Raw genomic sequence first — 17,898 nt, 5'->3', positions numbered from 1 at the left:
TTATCTCCAGCTGACAGGCTTGGTAAGGGGTTGACCAGCAGGGATGCTGTGGTGGACATGTCCGTCACGAGGTCGTAGTTTGGCGGTGGGACGGTGCCCAGCAGCGGGTGCACAACCACACACGGGGGCTTAGCTCAGTTGGTAGAGCATCGCCTTTGCAAGGCGAGGGTCAGGGGTTCGAATCCCCTAGCCTCCACAGATATGATGAGTTTCTGACTGCTGTCAGCTAGGAGCCCCCCCCGGATCGCCGGCCCCGGGGGTTCTGAGCGTTGGGAGGTCCAGCAGATGACGAAATGCTTGACTGGCCATGAGGCTGGTCCGGCGAGTCCGTGATGGTGGCGGGTGCGCGGGGTGACTATTGTGGCGTCATGGCTCCGACGCAGCGTACGTATCGATGTGTGGAGGCCGACGTTCGCCGACGAAGCCGACGTGAGGCGTTCCTGGACGCCGCGCTCTGTGTCTTCACCGCGTTTTGTCGACGGTGCTCCGCGAACACCTCCAAGTCCTCCCCGCCGCTTCACAGGCCCTGATCTGCCAGAGCGCATAAAACCTAGTCAGAGCACTCGATATCGCACCGCTACTCAGTGGAGGAATCAGCCTCAAAACCGATCCTCCCATGCGCGCCATCCACGACGATGCCCGTGATACTCAGACGGCGAACACCGCCTCTACCGATCCCCTCGCAGCCGACACCACCACAACCAAGTTAGGGCGCCCTCGGGCCTGACTGTGTCGGATCGGTGACAATCGACAACGCCTTGCGGTGCCGGTGAACCACATACGACACCGACCACCGCGACGTCAGATCCTCGAGCTGCTGCTCCTCAAGCAACTTCACCCGCACCCACAGATGACTGCTAAGCCCCGGTATCCCGAGCGATCACATGCTCGGCATACGCGCACACCGAAGCCCGATCCCACCCTGACGGGACAACGACCGTCCGCCGAGAAGGCATCTGCAGATCATCCTCCCCATCCACATCCACGAACCTACGACCAAACGCGGCCACCCGCCTACAGTCGGGGCCAAATCACACCGCCCTGGTTGGAGCCAGACCAACTTGACATAGCCACCCGCTGGCGGGGTGTACTGCTGCGAGCGAGCAGTGATTCGAGATCTCCCGGTGTCCCGATCCACCCCGGGGACCACAACCGTTGCGCTGACCCGCAACGGTTGCTTGATCCAGTCGGGGGGAGCGCTCACCGGGCCGGTAAGAGCGCGAGGACAGGCGCTTGGCAACCACGCCCCTCGAGGCCGTGTTCGAGCATCACCTGGCCATCGGCCTCGTCGGCCGCGGTCCACGATGGGGGACTTGTACGACCGGATCCGCCAGTCGTCCGTCGCATCGCCCCGACGCACCGTCTATGGCGTCGACGGCGATGGCTCGCAGCGTGTCGACAGATCGCCACGACGGATCAGGACCCAGGTGAGCGGGAACCGGCGTCCTGCTCACGGTGGTGCTCCTGCGTGCGTTGTGTGAACGCGGCGGCCCTGCTTAGCGCCCTACTCGCGGACTTCCCGCGACTGGCCCGGTTAGCCTGACAAGGATGCTGCGGCCTTTCGCAGTGACGCCTCCAGAGTCGCTTCCGCCTCGGGTAGAGCTGCCGCGAGGGTTGTGACGGATCGGAGCCGCTCGGATGAGGCGTGATCCTTCTGTACTGCTGCGCGTGCGACTGCAGTCCAGGATGTCGCCGCATGGTGGGCGTTGGCTGCAAGGATGGCGGTTGCGTGATCGCCGGTGAGGCGTGCGATTTCATCGCAGCCCTGTGCCAGCAGTCGGCGGAAGAGGCCACCGCCGGTCCCCGCTTTCTCGATGAAGGCGCCGAGGCTGAATAAGTGCATCTCGAGGTCGTCGGTGGACAGGGCTCCCCAGCTGCAGACGTCGGATGCGAGAGCGCTGGCCGCGTCGAGGCCGTGTGACCCATGTTCTGCGGGCCCGGCGATCGTCGATGCGCCTGGGGTGCTCAGGCTCGCTGCGGATTGCGCGAATGCCTGTGCGGCCACCTCGATAATTGAAGGCGGCGTCTGTGGCCAATTGATACGAAACTGCGTGTGTCGGGTTGGCTCCGGGAAGGAGGTCGAGCGGCGCGCGCGTGCGAGTGCGTCCAGTGGGACGCGTTGAAGATCTTCGCGATCGTTGTCGGCGATGTACGCGATGCCTTGCGTCTCGTCGTAGCCGACTACCACGATGTCGTGGCGGCTCATGCGCAACTGGACCCGCAGATAGGGGAGTTCTGCGATCTCCGCCCAGACCAGTGCAGGGCGGCCCTGATCGATCTCGCCACGAAGGTTCTCCCAACCCTCGGCCGGGTCGTCGGTGGCAAGCACCTCGACGGTGCCGCCCAGACGGCGGGGGAGGTCCACCTCAAAATCAGGTCCTCGTCCGACCAAGTACACGGGTGGCATCAGCGCGCTTGATCGAATGTAGGTGAGGGAGAGGGCTCCGCCGAGGGCAAAGACGAGGCCCTCATCGGGTGGGCCGTCGAAACCGAGCCCGGTCCACTCCATGAGGTCTCGCATCGCACCGGACCCACAGTGGCCGCCCATTCGGTGCGGGTAGGGGTCGATCATCGAGGGGCCGGACACTGACACGAGTCTCCTGTGTTGAGGCGGTGCGGATCTTGTTCGTAGAGTCGATTGCCGGCCGACGACTGAGGCAGGTCGGGTTAGGCGTGGAATGCATCTAGTGGCGTCGCACGCTGCGTGAATATCAGAGGGCCATAGGCCTGTTTGAGAGCCGCCAGGATGTTGTCGAGAGGCAGGTCGTTGTACGTACCTCTTTCGCGGACGTACTCCATGTGTGTTGAGCCGTCCGCGGAGTGAGCGTGGAGCAACGCGTCGCTGTCGCCGGTGAAGTCGATCGGGGCAACTCCGAACCGTGCGCACAGTTCCGAGTTGAACGCGGGTGTTGCCTTGAGCCACCGTCCGTCGATGTAGACGTGGCTGTACCCGTGATAGACGAAGACGTCGGTTCCCATCAGCTCACGTAGGGTGCCCGTTTGGAGGTGGTTACGGACGTCGGCGAAGCCGAACCGCGCTGGGATCCCGGCGGCGCGAAATGCGGCGGTGAGCACGACGGCCTTGGGGACGCAGTATCCACGTCCGGATTCGATTACGTGGCTGGCCCGGTAATGCTCTGGGTCGTTGGAGACGGTGTACGGGTCGTAGCGGATGGCGTCGCGTACCGCGGTGAACAGGCGGCGAGCTTTGTCTTTGTCGGTGGTCGCGTTGCCGACGGCTTCGCGTGTGAAGGTCGCGACGGTGGCGTGCTCGATGTCGAGGAAGCGTGAACCCGTCAGCGCCGCCGGGCTGACCGCGTTTGTCGGTGATGTGGTCATGGGGTCGCTCCGATCAATGCGGACCTGACGATCGGCGCTCGTTGTGCAATGGCGCGCTTGGCGTTCACGAAGTCAGCGGGTCTGTTGACGCAGTCAGCTGCAATCAGTTCTCCGGCGGAGAAATAGTAGCAGGTGAAGTCGCGGCCATGGGCGGGGTCGCCGCTGACCAGCACCTCGTCGTATCCGGTGTTGAGCCCGGCGATCTGGAGTTTGAGGTCGTATTGGTCGGACCAGAACCACGGCAGTGCGGCACGACCGGTTGTGTTGTCGCAGATTGTGGCCGCCGCGATTTTGGCGTGCTCGGTTGTTGCGGACACGCACTCGAGACGAACACGTCTCCCGTACCGCTCGATTCGGTGGTTGGCGCAGTCGCCGGCTGCGACGATGTCAGGATCGCTGCTACGAGCGCGGTCGTCGACGAGGATGCCGTTTTCGACGTCGATGCCCGCAGCTGCTGCGAGCTCCGTGTTCGGAATGACGCCGACGCCGACGATGACCAGGTCAGCGGCCAGCGTTTCTCCACCGGCGAGGACAACGCTGGCGACTCGTTTGTCGCCGCGGAACCCCTCGACGATTGCGTCGATCCGTACGTCGACACCCTTCTCGCGGTGAATTCGATCGAAGAATTCCGACACGACGGGCGCCGTGACACGTTCGAGTACGCGTCCTGCCGCCTCCAGGACGGTCACTTCGACACCCAGGGTTCGAAGCGAGGCCGCTGTCTCCAGGCCGATGTACCCGCCGCCGACAATGACGACCCGCGAACCCGGGACCGCGGCGGCGCGGATGGCCTCGACGTCGGTGGCGGTGCGCAGATAGTGCACGCCCGGCAGATCGGCCCCAGGGACGGGCAGTGCGCGAGCTCGAGCGCCGGTGCACAGGGCCAACTTCGAGTAGGACACCGCGTCGTTGTTGCCGAGAGTGACGGTTCGTTCGGCACGGTCGATCGAGGTTACGGTTCCGTCGACGAGCTGGATCCGTTGCTTGTCGTAGAACTGGTGGCTTCGGATCGCGACATCGTCGAGATGGCAATCGCCGGCCAGGTATGCCTTGGACAGCGGCGGCCGCTGATACGGCAGGCGGCCCTCGTCGCCGATCAGCAGGATGTCTCCAGCCCACTTCTCCTTGCGCAAATTGGCCGCCAGCTGTGCGCCGGCGTGGCTTGCGCCGACGATCACGACCCGATCAGTGCTCACGTCTCCTGCTTGGGAGTCAGACGGACCATCATCTTGCTGATCCCACGAACGAAGTTGGACTGCACGTACTCCGGATCACCGACCACCGCGATGTCGTCGAAGCGCTCGAGGAGTTCTTCCCAGAGAATGCGCAACTGCAATTCGGCCAGGCGGTTTCCCATGCAACGGTGCACGCCGAAACCGAACGCGATGTGGTTGCGAGCGTTGGACCGATCGATGATGAGCTCGTCCGGGCGGTCGAACACTCGCTCGTCGCGGTTGCCGGAGGCGTACCACATGACGACTTTGTCGCCTTTGCGGATGAACTGACCGTTGAGCATCACGTCCTTCTTGGCGACCCGGCGCATGTACGCCAGGGGGGTTTGCCACCGGATGATCTCCGACACCGCGTTGGGGATCAGGTCCGGATTGGCTTTGAGTTTCTCGAACTGGTCGGGATACTCGTTGAGAGCCAGCACTCCGCCGCTCATCGAGTTGCGGGTGGTGTCGTTGCCGCCGACGATCAGCAGCACGAGGTTCCCGAGGAACTCCATGGGGCTGTCGTCGAGAAGGTCTTTGGTGTCCTCGTTGCTCTGCAGCATGGTGATGAGGTCGAAACCAGGCTCCTCGCCTGCCGCGGTCCGCGCGGCCTTGTCTCGCCATAGCGCACTCAAGCCCTGTGCCATCGCGACCATCTCGCGGAAAACTTTGTCGTTGTCTGATGGTCCGCCGTTGGCCTGCTCCATCGACGTGGCCAGATCCGACCACTGGACGAGTTTGTGGCGCTGCTCGTAGGGGTAGTCGAGCAATGTCGCGAGCATCCGCGCGGTCAGTTCGACCGACACGGTCTGGACCCAGTCGAACGGTTCGTCGAGCGGTAGCTCGTCGAGGACTTCCCGGACGCGCGACCGGATGAGGCCCTCCATCTCGCGCAGGTTCTTCGGTGCGACGACTCCCTGGACGGCGGCGCGCTGCTTGTCGTGCCGCGGCGGGTCCATGGCGATGAACATCGCGATGTCCATGAAGCGGGGCGGCCGACCGATGATGATGAACGGTTCGGCGGAGAACGCGTCGTGGTTCTTGTCGACAGCGATGATGTCGGCATGTCGAGTGACCGACCAGAACGGCCCGAAGGGACTGCGGGGCTGGAAGTGAACGGGCGCCTCATTGCGCACACGCTCGAAGTAGGACCGCCACCTGCCCTGTCGGTAGAGGAATGGGTTGCTCAGATCGATGTCGGTGAGTTCGACTTCCTCGACAGGCGGGATGGGGGTCTCGGTGAAGATCTTTTTGCCGTCGGTTCGGGTGACGATCCGGCGGGCCTTGTCATAGACGTGGGCGCCACGGATTTGTAGATCGATCGGGATCATGGACTGCGCTTTGTCGGCGAGGGCAGTTGAGATGCTCATAGATGTTGCTCTTTCGCTTTAGACGTTCACAACTGGAACTCGGGAAGGCGAACGGTCAGACCGTCCCACTCGTTGTTGGCGGTCATCTGGCAGGCCAGTCGCGAGTTGGCCTCACGTTCGGGGTGCATACTCAACATGCCTTCTTCGACGTCTGTGCTGTGTCCGACGGTGTCGATCCACGCGCTGTCGACGACGACGTGGCACGTTCCGCATGCCGCCTCACCGCCACAGTCGCCATCGATCCCCGGTATCGCCTCGTCGACTGCAATCTGCATCAGTGACCTGCCGGGCGTCACCGGCGCGGGGTAGTCCTCGCCGTCGTGGGTCACGTAAGTGATCGTGGCCATGGCCACCTCCTTGTTCGTGGGTCGTAGAGGTGAGTGTGCACGCGGCAGATGTGCTTGATCCAGGCTCGGACGTCGCGATGTCTTGTTAAATTGGCTCATGTGAGCCTTGTCGAGTTGGGGATACCGCCGCTAGCGTTCGCGCAGCTCCTCGACAGCGGTGCCCTGGGCGCGGCGGAGACGCGAGCGTTCGGACGCATCATGGCCCGCGAGGGCGTCGATCTCGCGGTCGTCATTGCGCGACAGGGCCAAGTGCCTGTCCGGTGGTTTCACGAGGTGTATCCGGCGATGGACGCCCAGCAGGGATTCCGGTTGGGCGTGGCGTTCGCCGAGCACGCCCAGCTGACCTCTTTCGGCCCCCTCAGTTTGCCGCTGGTCAGTGCGGGTTCCGTCCTCGAAGTTGTTCAACTGCTTCGGTTCTTGCCCCTGATATCGACCGCGCTGAGCACCGAGTTCCAGCACGGAGACTCTGGACTGACGATCGCTCTGGCCGGGCGCACAGATAGCCCCGGCACCGATTGTCTCGCCGTCACCTACGGTGGTCTGGCTGTCCTGCGGTTGGTGGACATGCTCGCCGGTGCCGTCCCCTCCGTGGAGCTTCATCTGACATGCCAGGCGCCGGCAGACCTGATCGTCGTGGGTGAGATCGGCCATCGGATCCTTTTCGACGCGCGCGCGGCGTTCGTGCATATACCGGCTGCCGTGCTCTACGACGTGTGCCGCTTCTCCGACCCCGTGGCCTACCGGATCGGTATCGCCGAGCTTCGACGCGTCTACGAACAGCGCAGGCCCAATTCCTACACGCAGCTGGTCCGCGCACAGTTCGATGCTGACCCTGCGCGCGCTGACGGCGCTCGTATCGCGGCGGAGCTGGCGACATCGGTGAGCACACTCAAGCGACGCCTGCACGCCGAGGGCACCACCCTGCGTCGCCTGCGGCAGCAGTTCGCCCAAGAACGAGCCACCGCGCGACTGCTGGATCCCGGCATCAGTGTCGGCGAGATAGCCGCAGAACTGGGGTACTCCGAGGTCGCCAGTTTCTCCCATGCATTTACACGGTGGGTCGGGTGCTCCCCGACTCAGTTCCGCCGCGCACCGTCGAATCAGCGGGCAGCGCCGGGCATCTGAGCAGGTCAGTCCGCGCGGAGGAAATTGACGAAAAAGCTGTCTACCGTGGAGGTGTCGGCGTAGCGCGCGAAGTGCGTGAGATCGACTTTCACGAACTCGCTAGTGGCGGAAAAGTAGGTCTCGCCCTCCACGGTCCCGCTCGCCCCGATGTGCAGGGTGTGATCGGCGTCCTCGTCGATCCACGCCGTGAGGCGTACTGGTACGTGGAGGGGTACCGGTCGGCGGTACTTGACCGTCAACGTGCGCGTGACGGCCGGGGTGCCGGCGATCCACAGCGTAAATCCCATGATGTCGTCGCACGCGGCCGAGATGGCCCCTCCATGCGCCAGACCTGGTCCACCGGAATGCTTTTCGGTGAAGGAGTGATCTGCAAAGACTCGGTCCTCGTCGCGGTAGACCTCGAGCTGCAGGCCGCTGGCATTTTCCGGCCCGCAGCCCATGCACGATGGGGAGTGCGCGGGCAGTCTGCTGGGTGCTGACATCACAGTCCTCGAATCGATGCTCGTGCCGGTAGCGGACCGCTACTGACGGTATCGTTGGCAGGATGCCACATACGTGGACCAACAGCGAGAAGAATGCGGGTAGCGGTGAGCATCGATGGCCTCGACGACGTCGATCCGCGGCGGGTTCGTTCCAGGAACCGTCTACTCGACGCCACGGCGGTGTTGCTGCGCAGAGGGGGAGTGGAGGCTGTCACCGTCGAGGCGGTCACCAGCTTGTCCAGGGTTGCCCGCACAACCCTCTACCGGCACTTTGGCAGTACCACCGACCTGGTCGCCGCTGCCTTCGAGCGTTTGCTGCCCCAGGCCGATCGCCACGAACTCTCGGGGTCGGTGCGCGAGGACTTGATCCGGTTGATGGATCGTCAGGCGGACGTCATCGAACAGGCGCCGCTGCAGGTCACCACGGTCGCGTGGTTGGCGATGGTGCCCGAACGGGCCGGCGAGCAGAGCAACGCCCTGGCCCCACTGCGTGCGCGGGTGGTCGATCACTACCGCGAACCGTTCGACCGATTGCTCACCAGTGCCAGTGCCGTCGACGAGCTCGACGATTTCGACCTGACCCTGGCCATCACCCAGCTCGTCGGACCGCTGATCTTCGCCAAAATCACCGGCATCCGGGCCGTCGACGCCGATGACCGCCGCCGCATCGTCGACGACTTCCTGACGGCGCATCGCCGCATGCCCTGACCGCTCGCACGGTCCACGCCGAGTCCGAAGACGAGCGACCGCGCCACCGCTTTTCGCTACATCATGTAGCGTACCGATCCAGGTAGTTCCGTTTCGGCAGGAGTGGTGTTGATGGTGGTGCACCGGCGATCGGCTGGCGCGCGGTCAGAACGCGCGGAATACAGCGCCACGCTTGCGCGGGTGGCTCGGTACGCGCTAGCGCACAAGGTTGTCGTCGTCGGCGCGTGGCTCGCGGTGGGTGTGGTGCTGGCGCTGGCGTTCCCGCAGCTCGAGACAGTCGTGCGCCAACAATCGGTCGATCCGATCCCTGCGGGAGTGCCGTCATTTCAGGCTTTCGACCGGATGGGTACGGCGTTCGGGGAGAAAGGCGCCAAGACAACGGTTTTCATCGCCATGGAGAACCGTGGCGGCCTCACCCCGACGGTGCGCGTACGCTACGACGAGCTTGTTCAGAAACTTCGTGGCGCCACCGCCGATGTCGCTTCCGTCCGTGACCTGGTGGGGGATCCGACGACGGCGTCGCAGGCGGTGAGCCGCGACGGGACGGCCTGGTACCTGCCGGTGGGGCTGACCGGAACGCTGGGCGGCCCCGCCGCGACTCGCGCCTTGGATTCCGTGCGCGACCTCGCCTATCATTCGTTCTCCGGCACCGGTACAACCGTACACGTCACCGGGCCCACCGCCACCTTCAGCGATCAGATCGTCACGGCCGAAAAGGACCTTGTGGTGATCACCATGGCCACGGTTCTGCTGATCGCGTTCATCCTGCTGGTGGTCTACCGGTCGCTGTTCACCGCGCTCGTACCCCTGCTGGTGATCGGGATCAGCCTCGGGGTGGGTCGCGGTGTGGTGTCAGCGTTGGGCGAGTTCGGAATGCCCGTTTCACAGTTCACCGTCGCGTTCATGACGGTGATCCTGCTCGGTGCCGGCGTCGACTACACGGTCTTCTTCATCAGCCGCTACCACGAGCGATTACGGTCGGGCGCCGAGCACGCACCTGCGCTCATCGACGCCACCGCTACGATCGGGCGCGTCATCCTCGCCTCCGCCGCAACCGTCGCCCTGGCGTTCCTGGCGATGGTGTTCGGAAAACTGAGCGTCTTCTCCACTCTCGGGCCGGCATGTGCGATCGCGATCGTCATCGGGTTCCTCGCCACGGTCACCCTGCTACCGCCGGTCCTGCACGCCGCCTCCCACCTCGGGTGGGGTGCACCCCGCGCGGACCTGACGCGGCGCTACTGGAACCGCATCGCGGTACTCGTCGTACGGCGCCCCGCCTCGCTACTGGCTATGACACTCGTCGCTCTGCTCGCCCTCGGCGCAGTGGCGTTGGGCATCACCATCACCTACGACGACCGCAGCGGACAACCCGCCACCACTGACAGTAACGAGGGTTACGCACTGCTCGACCGGCACTTCCCGACCAACACTACCGTCCCGGAATTCCTCGTGATCCAATCCCCGAACGACATGCGTACCGCGAAAGGGCTGGCTGACCTCGACGACCTGGCATCACGCGTCGCGCAAGTCCCGGGAGTGACCCGGGTTGTCGGCGTGACCCGACCCACCGGCAGCCGCCTCGAACAAGCCCAGCTGTCGTGGCAGAACGGACAGATCGGTGACCGACTCGCCGCGGCAGTCAGTGACGGCCGATCACGCACTGGCGACCTGTTCCAACTTCGAGATGGCGCCGACCAACTCGCGACCGGCCTTGCCACGCTCGACAGCCAGATCCGCGCCAACCTGACACCGCTGTTGCGAATTCTCGACCAGGCCACGACCGCGGGACAACAGATCCAGCAATACCGACCACTGCTCGGTCAACTCCGCACAACCGCACCCGCACTCGACCAACTCATTGGGCAGGCACCGCAATTGGCCACCGCGGCAAGGCAGGCATCCGACGCCTTGAGTCTCGTGACCGCCGTGCGGCCCTTGCTCGACAACGCTCCCTGGTGCGCCCCGATCCCTCAGTGCGCCGCCGTCCAACAGCAACTCCGGACCCTGGGCACACTGCGGGATTCCAACTTCCTCCTCCAAATCGGCGCTCTCTCCGGGCAACTGGGCAACCTCGGCACACCCATCACCACCATCACCGCGCAACTCACCGCCGCAGTGGACACATTGGACACAACGCTGGGTGCTGTCACCGCGCGCGACCTCCCCGCACAACTCGCCCAGCTTCAGAACGGGGTGAGTCAACTCGCTGCTGGCTCCCGCGCGATTGCCGGGGGAGTCGCCGCACTCGTCGACAGCAACCTGCAACAGTTCGCCGGGATGGCCACCCTTGCCGCGCAACTACAGACCACCGCCCGCGAAACCCGCGGCTCGGACGCCGCCACGGGTTTCTACCTACCGCCTGACGCGTTCGTCAACCAAAAGTTTTCCGACGTTGCTGCACAATTCGTCTCTCCAGACGGGCGGACAGTGCGCTATGCCATCCAAACCGACGCCGATCCCTACAGCAGCCAGGCGATTGAACTCACCAACGCCATCACCACCGCAGCCCAGACAGCGAGACCCAACACCGCCCTGCAGAACGCATCGGTGTCGCTAGCGGGATTCCCCGCCATCAACGCCGACCTGCAACGCCTGCTCAGCCACGATTTCCGGCTACTCGCCCTGGCCACCCTCATCATCGTCGGCATCATCCTGATCGCACTACTCCGAGCGCTCATTGCACCGCTTTACCTGCTGGGAACCGTTATCCTGAACTACGCTGCAGCCCTCGGCGTGGGGGTGGTGATCTTCCAATGCATCCTTCGCACCGAGATTGCCTGGCCTGTACCGCTTCTCGCGTTCATCGTGCTCGTCGCCGTCGGCGCCGACTACAACATGCTGTTGATCTCCAGGCTGCGTGAGGAATCCCACCGCAGCATTCGCATCGGAGTCCTACGAACCGTCACCAACACCGGCTCCGTCATCACCTCCGCCGGCCTCATCTTCGCGGCAAGCATGTTCGGACTGATGGTCGGCTCGATCGCCATCATGACCCAGGTCGGCCTCATCATCGGTGTCGGACTACTCCTCGACACCTTCGTCGTCCGAACGATCGTCGTACCCGCAATCGCCACCCTGGCCGGACCAGCGAGCTGGTGGCCAGGCAAACACGGGTGACCCGAATCCACTGCGCCCGCATGACGACGAAACATAACGGTCGGCACGCGGCCCGTCGGCCCCACACCCAGCTCGCTATCTGATAACGCACACCGTAAGATCGACAGATTAAATAACTGGATGACGGTCGCAGGACTTGGTCGTAAGACCGCGGGCGTGTGCTTCGCGCCAGGCGGCGGCGAGGTTGTCGGCGCGGCTGTGCCAGGTCATCTCGCCGAGGTACTCGGCGTGCTTCCTCGTCGCATCGGTCCACCGCAGCTCCGCGTACAGGCGCCGGTACTGGCACCGGAGGACCACCCGCCCCAGCGCGTTCGGTGCGGTGCGGATGGCACGGTTGTGGCGGCCGCCTGCGGCGTCGTCCTGCTCTTTGGCCTGCACTGCCTTGTTCGACCCGTGCGGGACGCGCCAGTGGTGGTCTTTGACCGCGTCCTTGCTGTTCCAGCCCCACCGTGACATCCCTGGCGTCCCCCGCGCTGTTAGACGACGGTCAGGTGACGGCTGCCGGCGGTGGCACCCTCGGGTGCGCCGAACAGGCTGGTGCGGTTCTCGGCGGTGAGCAGTGTCAGGGCGTCGAGCTCGGTGGTGCTGTATCCGTCGGTGGCGAGCTGGGCGAGAACATCGCGGGCGAGCTCGGGTGTCTCGGTCGGGACACCGGGCCGGGTGCCGTACATCCGGCCGGTTTCGTTGAGTAGTCGGAACATCGCCCGGTACTGCCGGTCGGAGAGCACGCCGCGCTCGCGTGCTCGGACAACGAGCGAGGACTCGCTCACGCCCCAGTCCAGGCGCAGCTCGTCGAGCTCGTGCACGGTCCGGGTCGAGACCCGGTCCAGCGCCGGGCCGATGTCGTCGACCGGGGCGAGGAACTCGGCGGCGAAGACATTTGCCCGTCGCTCGGTTTCGGTGGGGCTGACCAGGGTCATCGCATCCATCACCAGGTGCCCGAGTTCGTGCGCGAGGGTCATGCGCATCCGGTCCGGCGGTAGTGCGGCGTTGACGTACACCAGGTGCGGGTGATGCGCGGTGGCGCGTAGGGTGACCGCGTCGATCTCGCGGTCGTGGAAGTCCTCGACGACGACGAAGACCCCGGCCGCTTCCAGCAGTTCGGTCATCGACCGGATGGGGCCGGCGATGCGCCAGAGCCGGCGCAGGACTTGCGCGACCGTGATTTCGCCGAGATCGGCGGCGTAGTCCCCGGGGTCGAGATCGGGCAGCGCCAGTTCCGGATCGAGATCGGTGTGGGCGACGACCCGGCCTAGCCGCATCGCGACCAGGTTGGCGCGCGCCCAGACGCGGTCACGTTTCCACTCCGCTGTGGTGGCGTTGGCGCGGAAGTGCGTGCCCTGCGCAGGTGAGCGCTCGAACGCGACGCACAGCGCCTCGACCGGGCATTGCAACGCCCGGGCGTAATCGTCGAGCGCCTTACCTGCCAGCGGCAGAGCGCCAGCCTCGACCCGGGTGACGTGCGATCCGGAGATCCCGGCCTCCTCAGCGAGCCGCTTCTTCGACCAGCCGTGCGCCAGTCGTGTCAGCGCAACCATCACCGGGTTCGCCTCGGCCTGCGAGAAGAGTGCCGTCACCCAGATCGCCTCCATATCCTCGATCGATCCCTGCGTTCCACGCTATCGCGGTAACAGCCGAAATCTGCGCAGAAACACCGTGTGAACTGCGACTTTCTGCCCGACGCGGTTATCTCCATCCGAAACGCAAGTGACTGATGTGACGTCCGTCTCGCTCGCGAGAGCGAGGCGAGACGGTTTGGCCAATTCTGCAGGTCACGGCGTGTTGTCTTGCTGAGAACTGTACCACGTTAGGCAAGATTCCATGCAAGTAATTACATCGATGGGAGACAGATCGTGACGGCACTCATGGACGACGACATCAACCCGCTCGACGCGGGAGCGGTTTCTCGGAAGGAGGCGCAGCGGATCCTGCGCCCGGTGACGATCGGCGTCGGCGCGCTGCTGCTGGCCGCGGTCGATCACTGGAACACGCTGACCGCGGGGCAGCCGGCGCACTTGCGGACGGTGCTGCAGCCGCTGCTGCGGGGTAGTCACGTTGCGGCGTTTGTCTCCGCCGGCACCAACGTGTGGCTGAGCACCCAGGGGATGCACCCGCCCGGGCACCTGGTCAAGCGGCCGTATCAGTGGTCCGAGGTGAGTAGTCACGGCCGTACTTACCTGGCGATCCATCACAAGGAGATGGAGGGCACCAACACTCGGCGCAAGGCCTTCATCAAGCAGGACTCGCAGACTCTGCAGCTGGTGGGCGATCCCACGCACTGCGAGCTGACCTGGGACTACGACGCGGCGACCGATTCGCACGTGCGGCGGATCTGGGTCAGCGCCCCCGGGGTGCAGTGGGAACGGTTCGAGATCCCGATGGACCAGGTGCAGCAGAGGTACGCCGCGTGGCGCAAGCGGGACGTGCGCTGGCTGCCCGGGCGGCTGCCCGCTGCGTCGATCGCCGACGCCGCGATCGCCGATGACGTGGTCATCGATGTGCGTGACGAACAGCAGCGTCGGCGCACTGACATCACGACCCGCCGGCCGCGCCGCGCCGACGGCCTCGAGGACCAGCGATGAGGGCCGCCCCGGTCACGGTCCACGGGGTCCGGTCGTGGACCGTCGTCGACCAACAGGGTTTGCCGGTGCTCGAGATCGAGCAGTTCCTGCATTGGCAGCGGGCGATCGGACGTTCTCAGAACACCGTCCGCTCGTACGCGCGGCACCTGAGTCAGTTCTATCGTTGGCTGGCTGCGCGGGGAATCGTTTGGGATGAGCTGGATTTCCGGCAGCTTTGTGACTTCGTCGCCGTTCTCACCGCTGGACTGCCGCCGCTGCCGTCGCGGTGCGGGGGCCGTGCACCCGGCACGGTGAAAGCGGTCAGCGCCGCGGTGCGGGAGTTTTACGAGTTCCACCGCGTCGAGGGCCGGGGACCGCAGGATCTGGTACTGACCCGCAACCCGTCGAAGCTGCCGCGGCGCGCGCACAGCTTCCTTGCGCACCTCGAACACCGCCGTCCGCGCGAAGTCTCCCGCCTGGCCCGGCCCGACCGGCAGTCGGCAGAGACCGTGCAGGTCATCGACTTCGAGACCGACTTCGCCAAGCTGCTCGCCGCGGCGTCGACCACCCGTGACCGACTGCTGCTGTCGGCGCAGTACGACCTGGGCCTGCGGGTAGGCCAAGCGCTCGGCCTGCGCCACGGCGACTTGAACCCGATGCGCAGGCAGGTGATGATCCGCCGGCGTGACGACAACGCCAACGGGGCGCTATCAAAGCAGAAGACCCAATTCATCGTCGAGGCTCCGCGGCGGTTCTTCGACCTGTATGCCGCGTACCTGCTCGGTGAGATCGCCCACGTCGACAGCGATTACGTGTTCGTCAACCTCTCACGCCCACCCGTCGGTGGTCCGATGACCTACTCCAACGCCTACCAGCTCATCGAACGGATCGGCGCCGCCGCCGGGATCGACGACCTCAACCCGCACATGCTCCGCCACACCCACGCCACCGCCCTGGCCAAAGCCGGATGGACCGCGGCCGAGATCGCTGCCCGCCTCGGCCAATCCCATTCGGCCAGCGCCGACGTCTACATTCACCTCGCCAGCGACGACCTCGCCGAAAAGCTCCGCACCACCGAGCATCTGGTCTGGCGAGAACCGCAGCAGTACCGACTGAAGGGAGACGGCGATGGCGCGCGGTAACGGCGAGCGCGCCCGGTCCGGGCCCCGCGGCGTCCCCGCTCTGCAGGTGCCGGACGGGCCTTGGTGCGCATCGACGTGGCCGGTCGTCGACATCGCCGGCGACCGCCGCCGCGCCGCCACCGACCCGTGCGCCGTCTCCGACTGCGACGGCGAGCGGTACTGGCTCGGCGGCCCCGGTGGACGCGCAGCCGCCACCTCGGGGCTGTGCTATGCCCACTACTTCCAGTGGTTCCGCGCTGGACAGCCCGCCGACTTTGACGCCTGGGCCACCACCAGCGCTCTGCCCGTCGGCGTGCCCCGTGGACGGCCCGCCACCACGCAGGTCGTCGACTTCCGCCGCATCCCAGCGGCGGCCGCCGACGAAGTCCGGTTCGTCGCCGCAACCAAGATCGGCCGCGGCGACTGGACCCCCAACGCCGGCCTGCGCCGCGCCCTGATCGTCCTCATCGAGGTCGCGCACGGGCGTATCACCAGCTCCCTGACCGAACGCCCCGTCGACGACTGGCTGCTGCTGTGCAGGCAGCACTGGCCTTACACCAACTTCGACTCCCTCTGCGCTCCCTACATCCGGAGGTTCTTCCGACTCCTTCACGGGGCCACCGACCCCGACCCATGGGCCGCGGATCACTGGCGGTGGCGCGACGGATTCGAGTTCGTCCTCGACGCCACCCAAGCCGGGGCGACACGAACCGCTGTCGACTGGGCCACCATCCCGGTGCCCTGGCTCAAAGAGGCCGTCAAAAGCCTGGCCCGCCAACAGTTGTCTACCTCCCGCATGTCCTGGGGAACGCTCACCCAGTGGCTGCGCGCCACCCGCCAGCTCGCCCAGTTCCTCACGCTCGACGGAACCGTTCCCGAACCGTCTGCGGTCACTCGGACGGCGTTCCTGGACTACCTCGAATGGACGCGCCGCCCCGACACCAAGGCAAGCCCCCAGCTCGCGAACACCGCGGCCTACCTGCTCGAAACACTGCGCGACTGCGGACTCGTCGACGACCTGGGATCAGCGATCTTCCTGCGCCGCGGCGAGAACGTCCACCGCAAGACCCGCCGACCGAGGCCCTTTCCACCCGATGTCATCGAACGCATCGACACCCTGATCGTCGACAACCCGGCCACCGACCCCACCCTCCGGGCGATGATCGCCACCACACGATGGGCGGGGTGCCGCATATCCGAACTCGTCGCCCTCCCGATCGACTGCCTCCAACACAGTGAGCAGGGCCACTGGATCGAATACTGGATGACCAAAACCAGCGCCTGGCGGCGGCTTCCAGTCCCCGAAAGCCTCGCCGAGATCATCCGCGACCAGCAGACCCGCGTCCGCGACACCTACGGCCCCGACGCCGAGCACCTCTTCCCTGGCGCCCGGTCCAGCGCCATCGCCGGCCGCACCCAGCCCTGGTCCACCAGCGGGCTACGACACCGCCTCGCCGCACTGTTCCGCGAGCACGGCATCACCACGTCCGTCGCCACCGGCGAGAAGATCTCCGGAGGCGACGTCCACCGCTTCCGCCACACCATCGGAATGCACCTGCTCAACAACGGATGGACCCAACCGGAAGTGCGCGACTTCCTCGGCCACCACAGCGACACCATGACCGCGACCTACGCTCGCATTACCGACGACACCCTCGCCCGCAAAGCCCGCGAATTCTGGGACACCAACCCCGACAAGGGCGTCGACGCCACCGTCGAGCGCCTGCGCGCCCGCTTCACCACCGCACTGCCCAACGGGTTCTGCACGCTCCCCGCGACGCAGCGCTGCGAGTTCCGCCCGAACCCCTGCATCGACTGCTCCTTCCACGACCCCGGCGGCCGCACCTTCCTCGGCGCACACATCACCCACCGCGACCAGCTCAGACAGCTCGCCGCCCAAGCACAAGACAACGGCGACCGCCAGGCAGCGGACCTGAACAAGACCATGCTCGACAAGGTCACCAGGCTCATCGACGAAATCGACTCAGACACGCAGGAATCCAGGTGAGCAATGGCGACCGCGATCACCGCACTGCACGCCTCACCGCGGCCGCCGCCGCCCGCACAACCAGCGCGACCGCCCGCGCACGTCGAGCCATCACCCGGCTGCACAACACCGGACAACCCGTCACCTTCGTCGCTGTCGCCAGAGCCGCCGACGTCTCAACCAGCTTCCTCTACAAGCAAACCCAGCTCCGGCAGGATATCGACGCGAAGCGCGGCACCGCCACCGCCGGAATAGAACGCTCCAGGGCAGCCAGTGCCGAATCCCTCCGCACCAAGCTCGCAACCGCGATCGACCGCAACCGCGAACTGACCGAACAGCTCGAGCAACTACACACCGAGAACGAGGCGCTCCGAAGCCGACTCCTCGAACTGGGAACCCGGCCGCCGGCCAAACAAGAAGCCCGTCGAGGAGAACATGCAGATAATCCGTCCGCCACAGGGCCACAACAGCCACGATGAGACCCGTCAGCCACGTCGTGGACAGTCAGGAGGCTCCTAGAGATATCG

The 17,898-nt window shown here is 65.5% G+C and carries 15 protein-coding genes and 1 tRNA gene; 8 read left to right on the top strand and 8 right to left on the bottom strand.

Translation table 11 applies throughout. The annotated features are described in order from the left end of the window. Nucleotides 1–123 precede the first annotated feature (123 nt). Nucleotides 124–196: transfer RNA gene (locus FK530_RS23790), tRNA-Ala, on the top strand. A 1,338-nt stretch (nt 197–1,534) separates the two neighbouring features. Here the strand turns inward: FK530_RS23790 and FK530_RS23785 are convergent. From FK530_RS23785 to FK530_RS23765, 5 genes are all read right to left on the bottom strand, one after another. After that, nucleotides 1,535–2,572, bottom strand: coding sequence for a BtrH N-terminal domain-containing protein (locus FK530_RS23785; RefSeq protein WP_074850301.1), 1,038 nt, complete (start codon nt 2,570–2,572; stop codon nt 1,535–1,537). A gap of 95 nt (nt 2,573–2,667) precedes the next feature. Further along, entirely contained in the window at nt 2,668–3,339 is a 672-nt protein-coding gene (locus FK530_RS23780; protein WP_068526269.1) for a transglutaminase-like domain-containing protein, read from the bottom strand. Beyond that, nucleotides 3,336–4,535 (bottom strand): NAD(P)/FAD-dependent oxidoreductase, encoded by a 1,200-nt coding sequence (locus FK530_RS23775; protein ID WP_068526270.1) that lies wholly within the window; start codon nt 4,533–4,535, stop codon nt 3,336–3,338. Before FK530_RS23775 ends, FK530_RS23780 begins: the two co-directional genes overlap by 4 nt. Further along, nucleotides 4,532–5,923 (bottom strand): cytochrome P450, encoded by a 1,392-nt coding sequence (locus FK530_RS23770; RefSeq protein WP_068526271.1) that lies wholly within the window; start codon nt 5,921–5,923, stop codon nt 4,532–4,534. The genes FK530_RS23775 and FK530_RS23770 overlap by 4 nt, the downstream gene beginning before the upstream one ends. A 26-nt stretch (nt 5,924–5,949) precedes the next feature. Continuing rightward, nucleotides 5,950–6,270, bottom strand: coding sequence for a 2Fe-2S iron-sulfur cluster-binding protein (locus FK530_RS23765; RefSeq protein WP_068526316.1), 321 nt, complete (start codon nt 6,268–6,270; stop codon nt 5,950–5,952). Between the two features lie 99 nt (nt 6,271–6,369). On the opposite strand from FK530_RS23765, the gene FK530_RS23760 reads away from it, so the two are divergent. Then, nucleotides 6,370–7,395, top strand: a complete 1,026-nt coding sequence (locus tag FK530_RS23760; protein WP_068526272.1) for an AraC family transcriptional regulator — start codon at nt 6,370–6,372, stop codon at nt 7,393–7,395. A gap of 5 nt (nt 7,396–7,400) precedes the next feature. Here FK530_RS23760 and FK530_RS23755 read toward each other — a convergent pair whose 3' ends face one another. Then, a complete protein-coding gene (locus FK530_RS23755) occupies nt 7,401–7,877 on the bottom strand; it encodes a PaaI family thioesterase (protein WP_068526273.1) in 477 nt (158 codons plus the stop codon). Nucleotides 7,878–7,970: 93 nt separating this feature from the next. Here FK530_RS23755 and FK530_RS23750 point away from each other — a divergent pair, with 93 nt between their 5' ends. Beyond that, nucleotides 7,971–8,585, top strand: a complete 615-nt coding sequence (locus tag FK530_RS23750; protein ID WP_068526274.1) for a TetR/AcrR family transcriptional regulator — start codon at nt 7,971–7,973, stop codon at nt 8,583–8,585. Between the two features lie 111 nt (nt 8,586–8,696). Next, nucleotides 8,697–11,702, top strand: coding sequence for an MMPL/RND family transporter (locus tag FK530_RS23745; protein ID WP_068526317.1), 3,006 nt, complete (start codon nt 8,697–8,699; stop codon nt 11,700–11,702). A 108-nt stretch (nt 11,703–11,810) separates the two neighbouring features. Here the strand turns inward: FK530_RS23745 and FK530_RS23740 are convergent, their stop codons facing one another. Both FK530_RS23740 and FK530_RS23735 read right to left on the bottom strand, forming a co-directional pair. Continuing rightward, a complete protein-coding gene (locus FK530_RS23740) occupies nt 11,811–12,158 on the bottom strand; it encodes a hypothetical protein (protein WP_068526275.1) in 348 nt (115 codons plus the stop codon). 20 nt (nt 12,159–12,178) lie between these two features. After that, entirely contained in the window at nt 12,179–13,279 is a 1,101-nt protein-coding gene (locus tag FK530_RS23735) for an ImmA/IrrE family metallo-endopeptidase (protein ID WP_225536079.1), read from the bottom strand. A gap of 276 nt (nt 13,280–13,555) precedes the next feature. On the opposite strand from FK530_RS23735, the gene FK530_RS23730 reads away from it, so the two are divergent. From FK530_RS23730 to FK530_RS23715, 4 genes are all read left to right on the top strand, one after another. Continuing rightward, the gene (locus FK530_RS23730) at nt 13,556–14,284 is read left to right on the top strand and encodes a hypothetical protein (protein ID WP_225536078.1); all 729 of its coding nucleotides are present in this window, start codon (nt 13,556–13,558) and stop codon (nt 14,282–14,284) included. A gap of 65 nt (nt 14,285–14,349) precedes the next feature. After that, a complete protein-coding gene (locus tag FK530_RS23725; RefSeq protein WP_225536077.1) occupies nt 14,350–15,405 on the top strand; it encodes a tyrosine-type recombinase/integrase in 1,056 nt (351 codons plus the stop codon). Continuing rightward, a complete protein-coding gene (locus FK530_RS23720) occupies nt 15,392–17,392 on the top strand; it encodes a tyrosine-type recombinase/integrase (protein WP_223120764.1) in 2,001 nt (666 codons plus the stop codon). Before FK530_RS23725 ends, FK530_RS23720 begins: the two co-directional genes overlap by 14 nt. After that, entirely contained in the window at nt 17,389–17,850 is a 462-nt protein-coding gene (locus FK530_RS23715; RefSeq protein ID WP_220270942.1) for a DUF6262 family protein, read from the top strand. The genes FK530_RS23720 and FK530_RS23715 overlap by 4 nt, the downstream gene beginning before the upstream one ends. Nucleotides 17,851–17,898 lie beyond the last annotated feature (48 nt).

Origin of the sequence: Tsukamurella conjunctivitidis (genome assembly GCF_007858475.1) — a bacterium.
GTDB lineage: Bacteria > Actinomycetota > Actinomycetes > Mycobacteriales > Mycobacteriaceae > Tsukamurella > Tsukamurella conjunctivitidis.
Note: the sequence above shows the minus strand (reverse complement) of the source record. Positions and strands in the feature narration are given on the sequence as shown.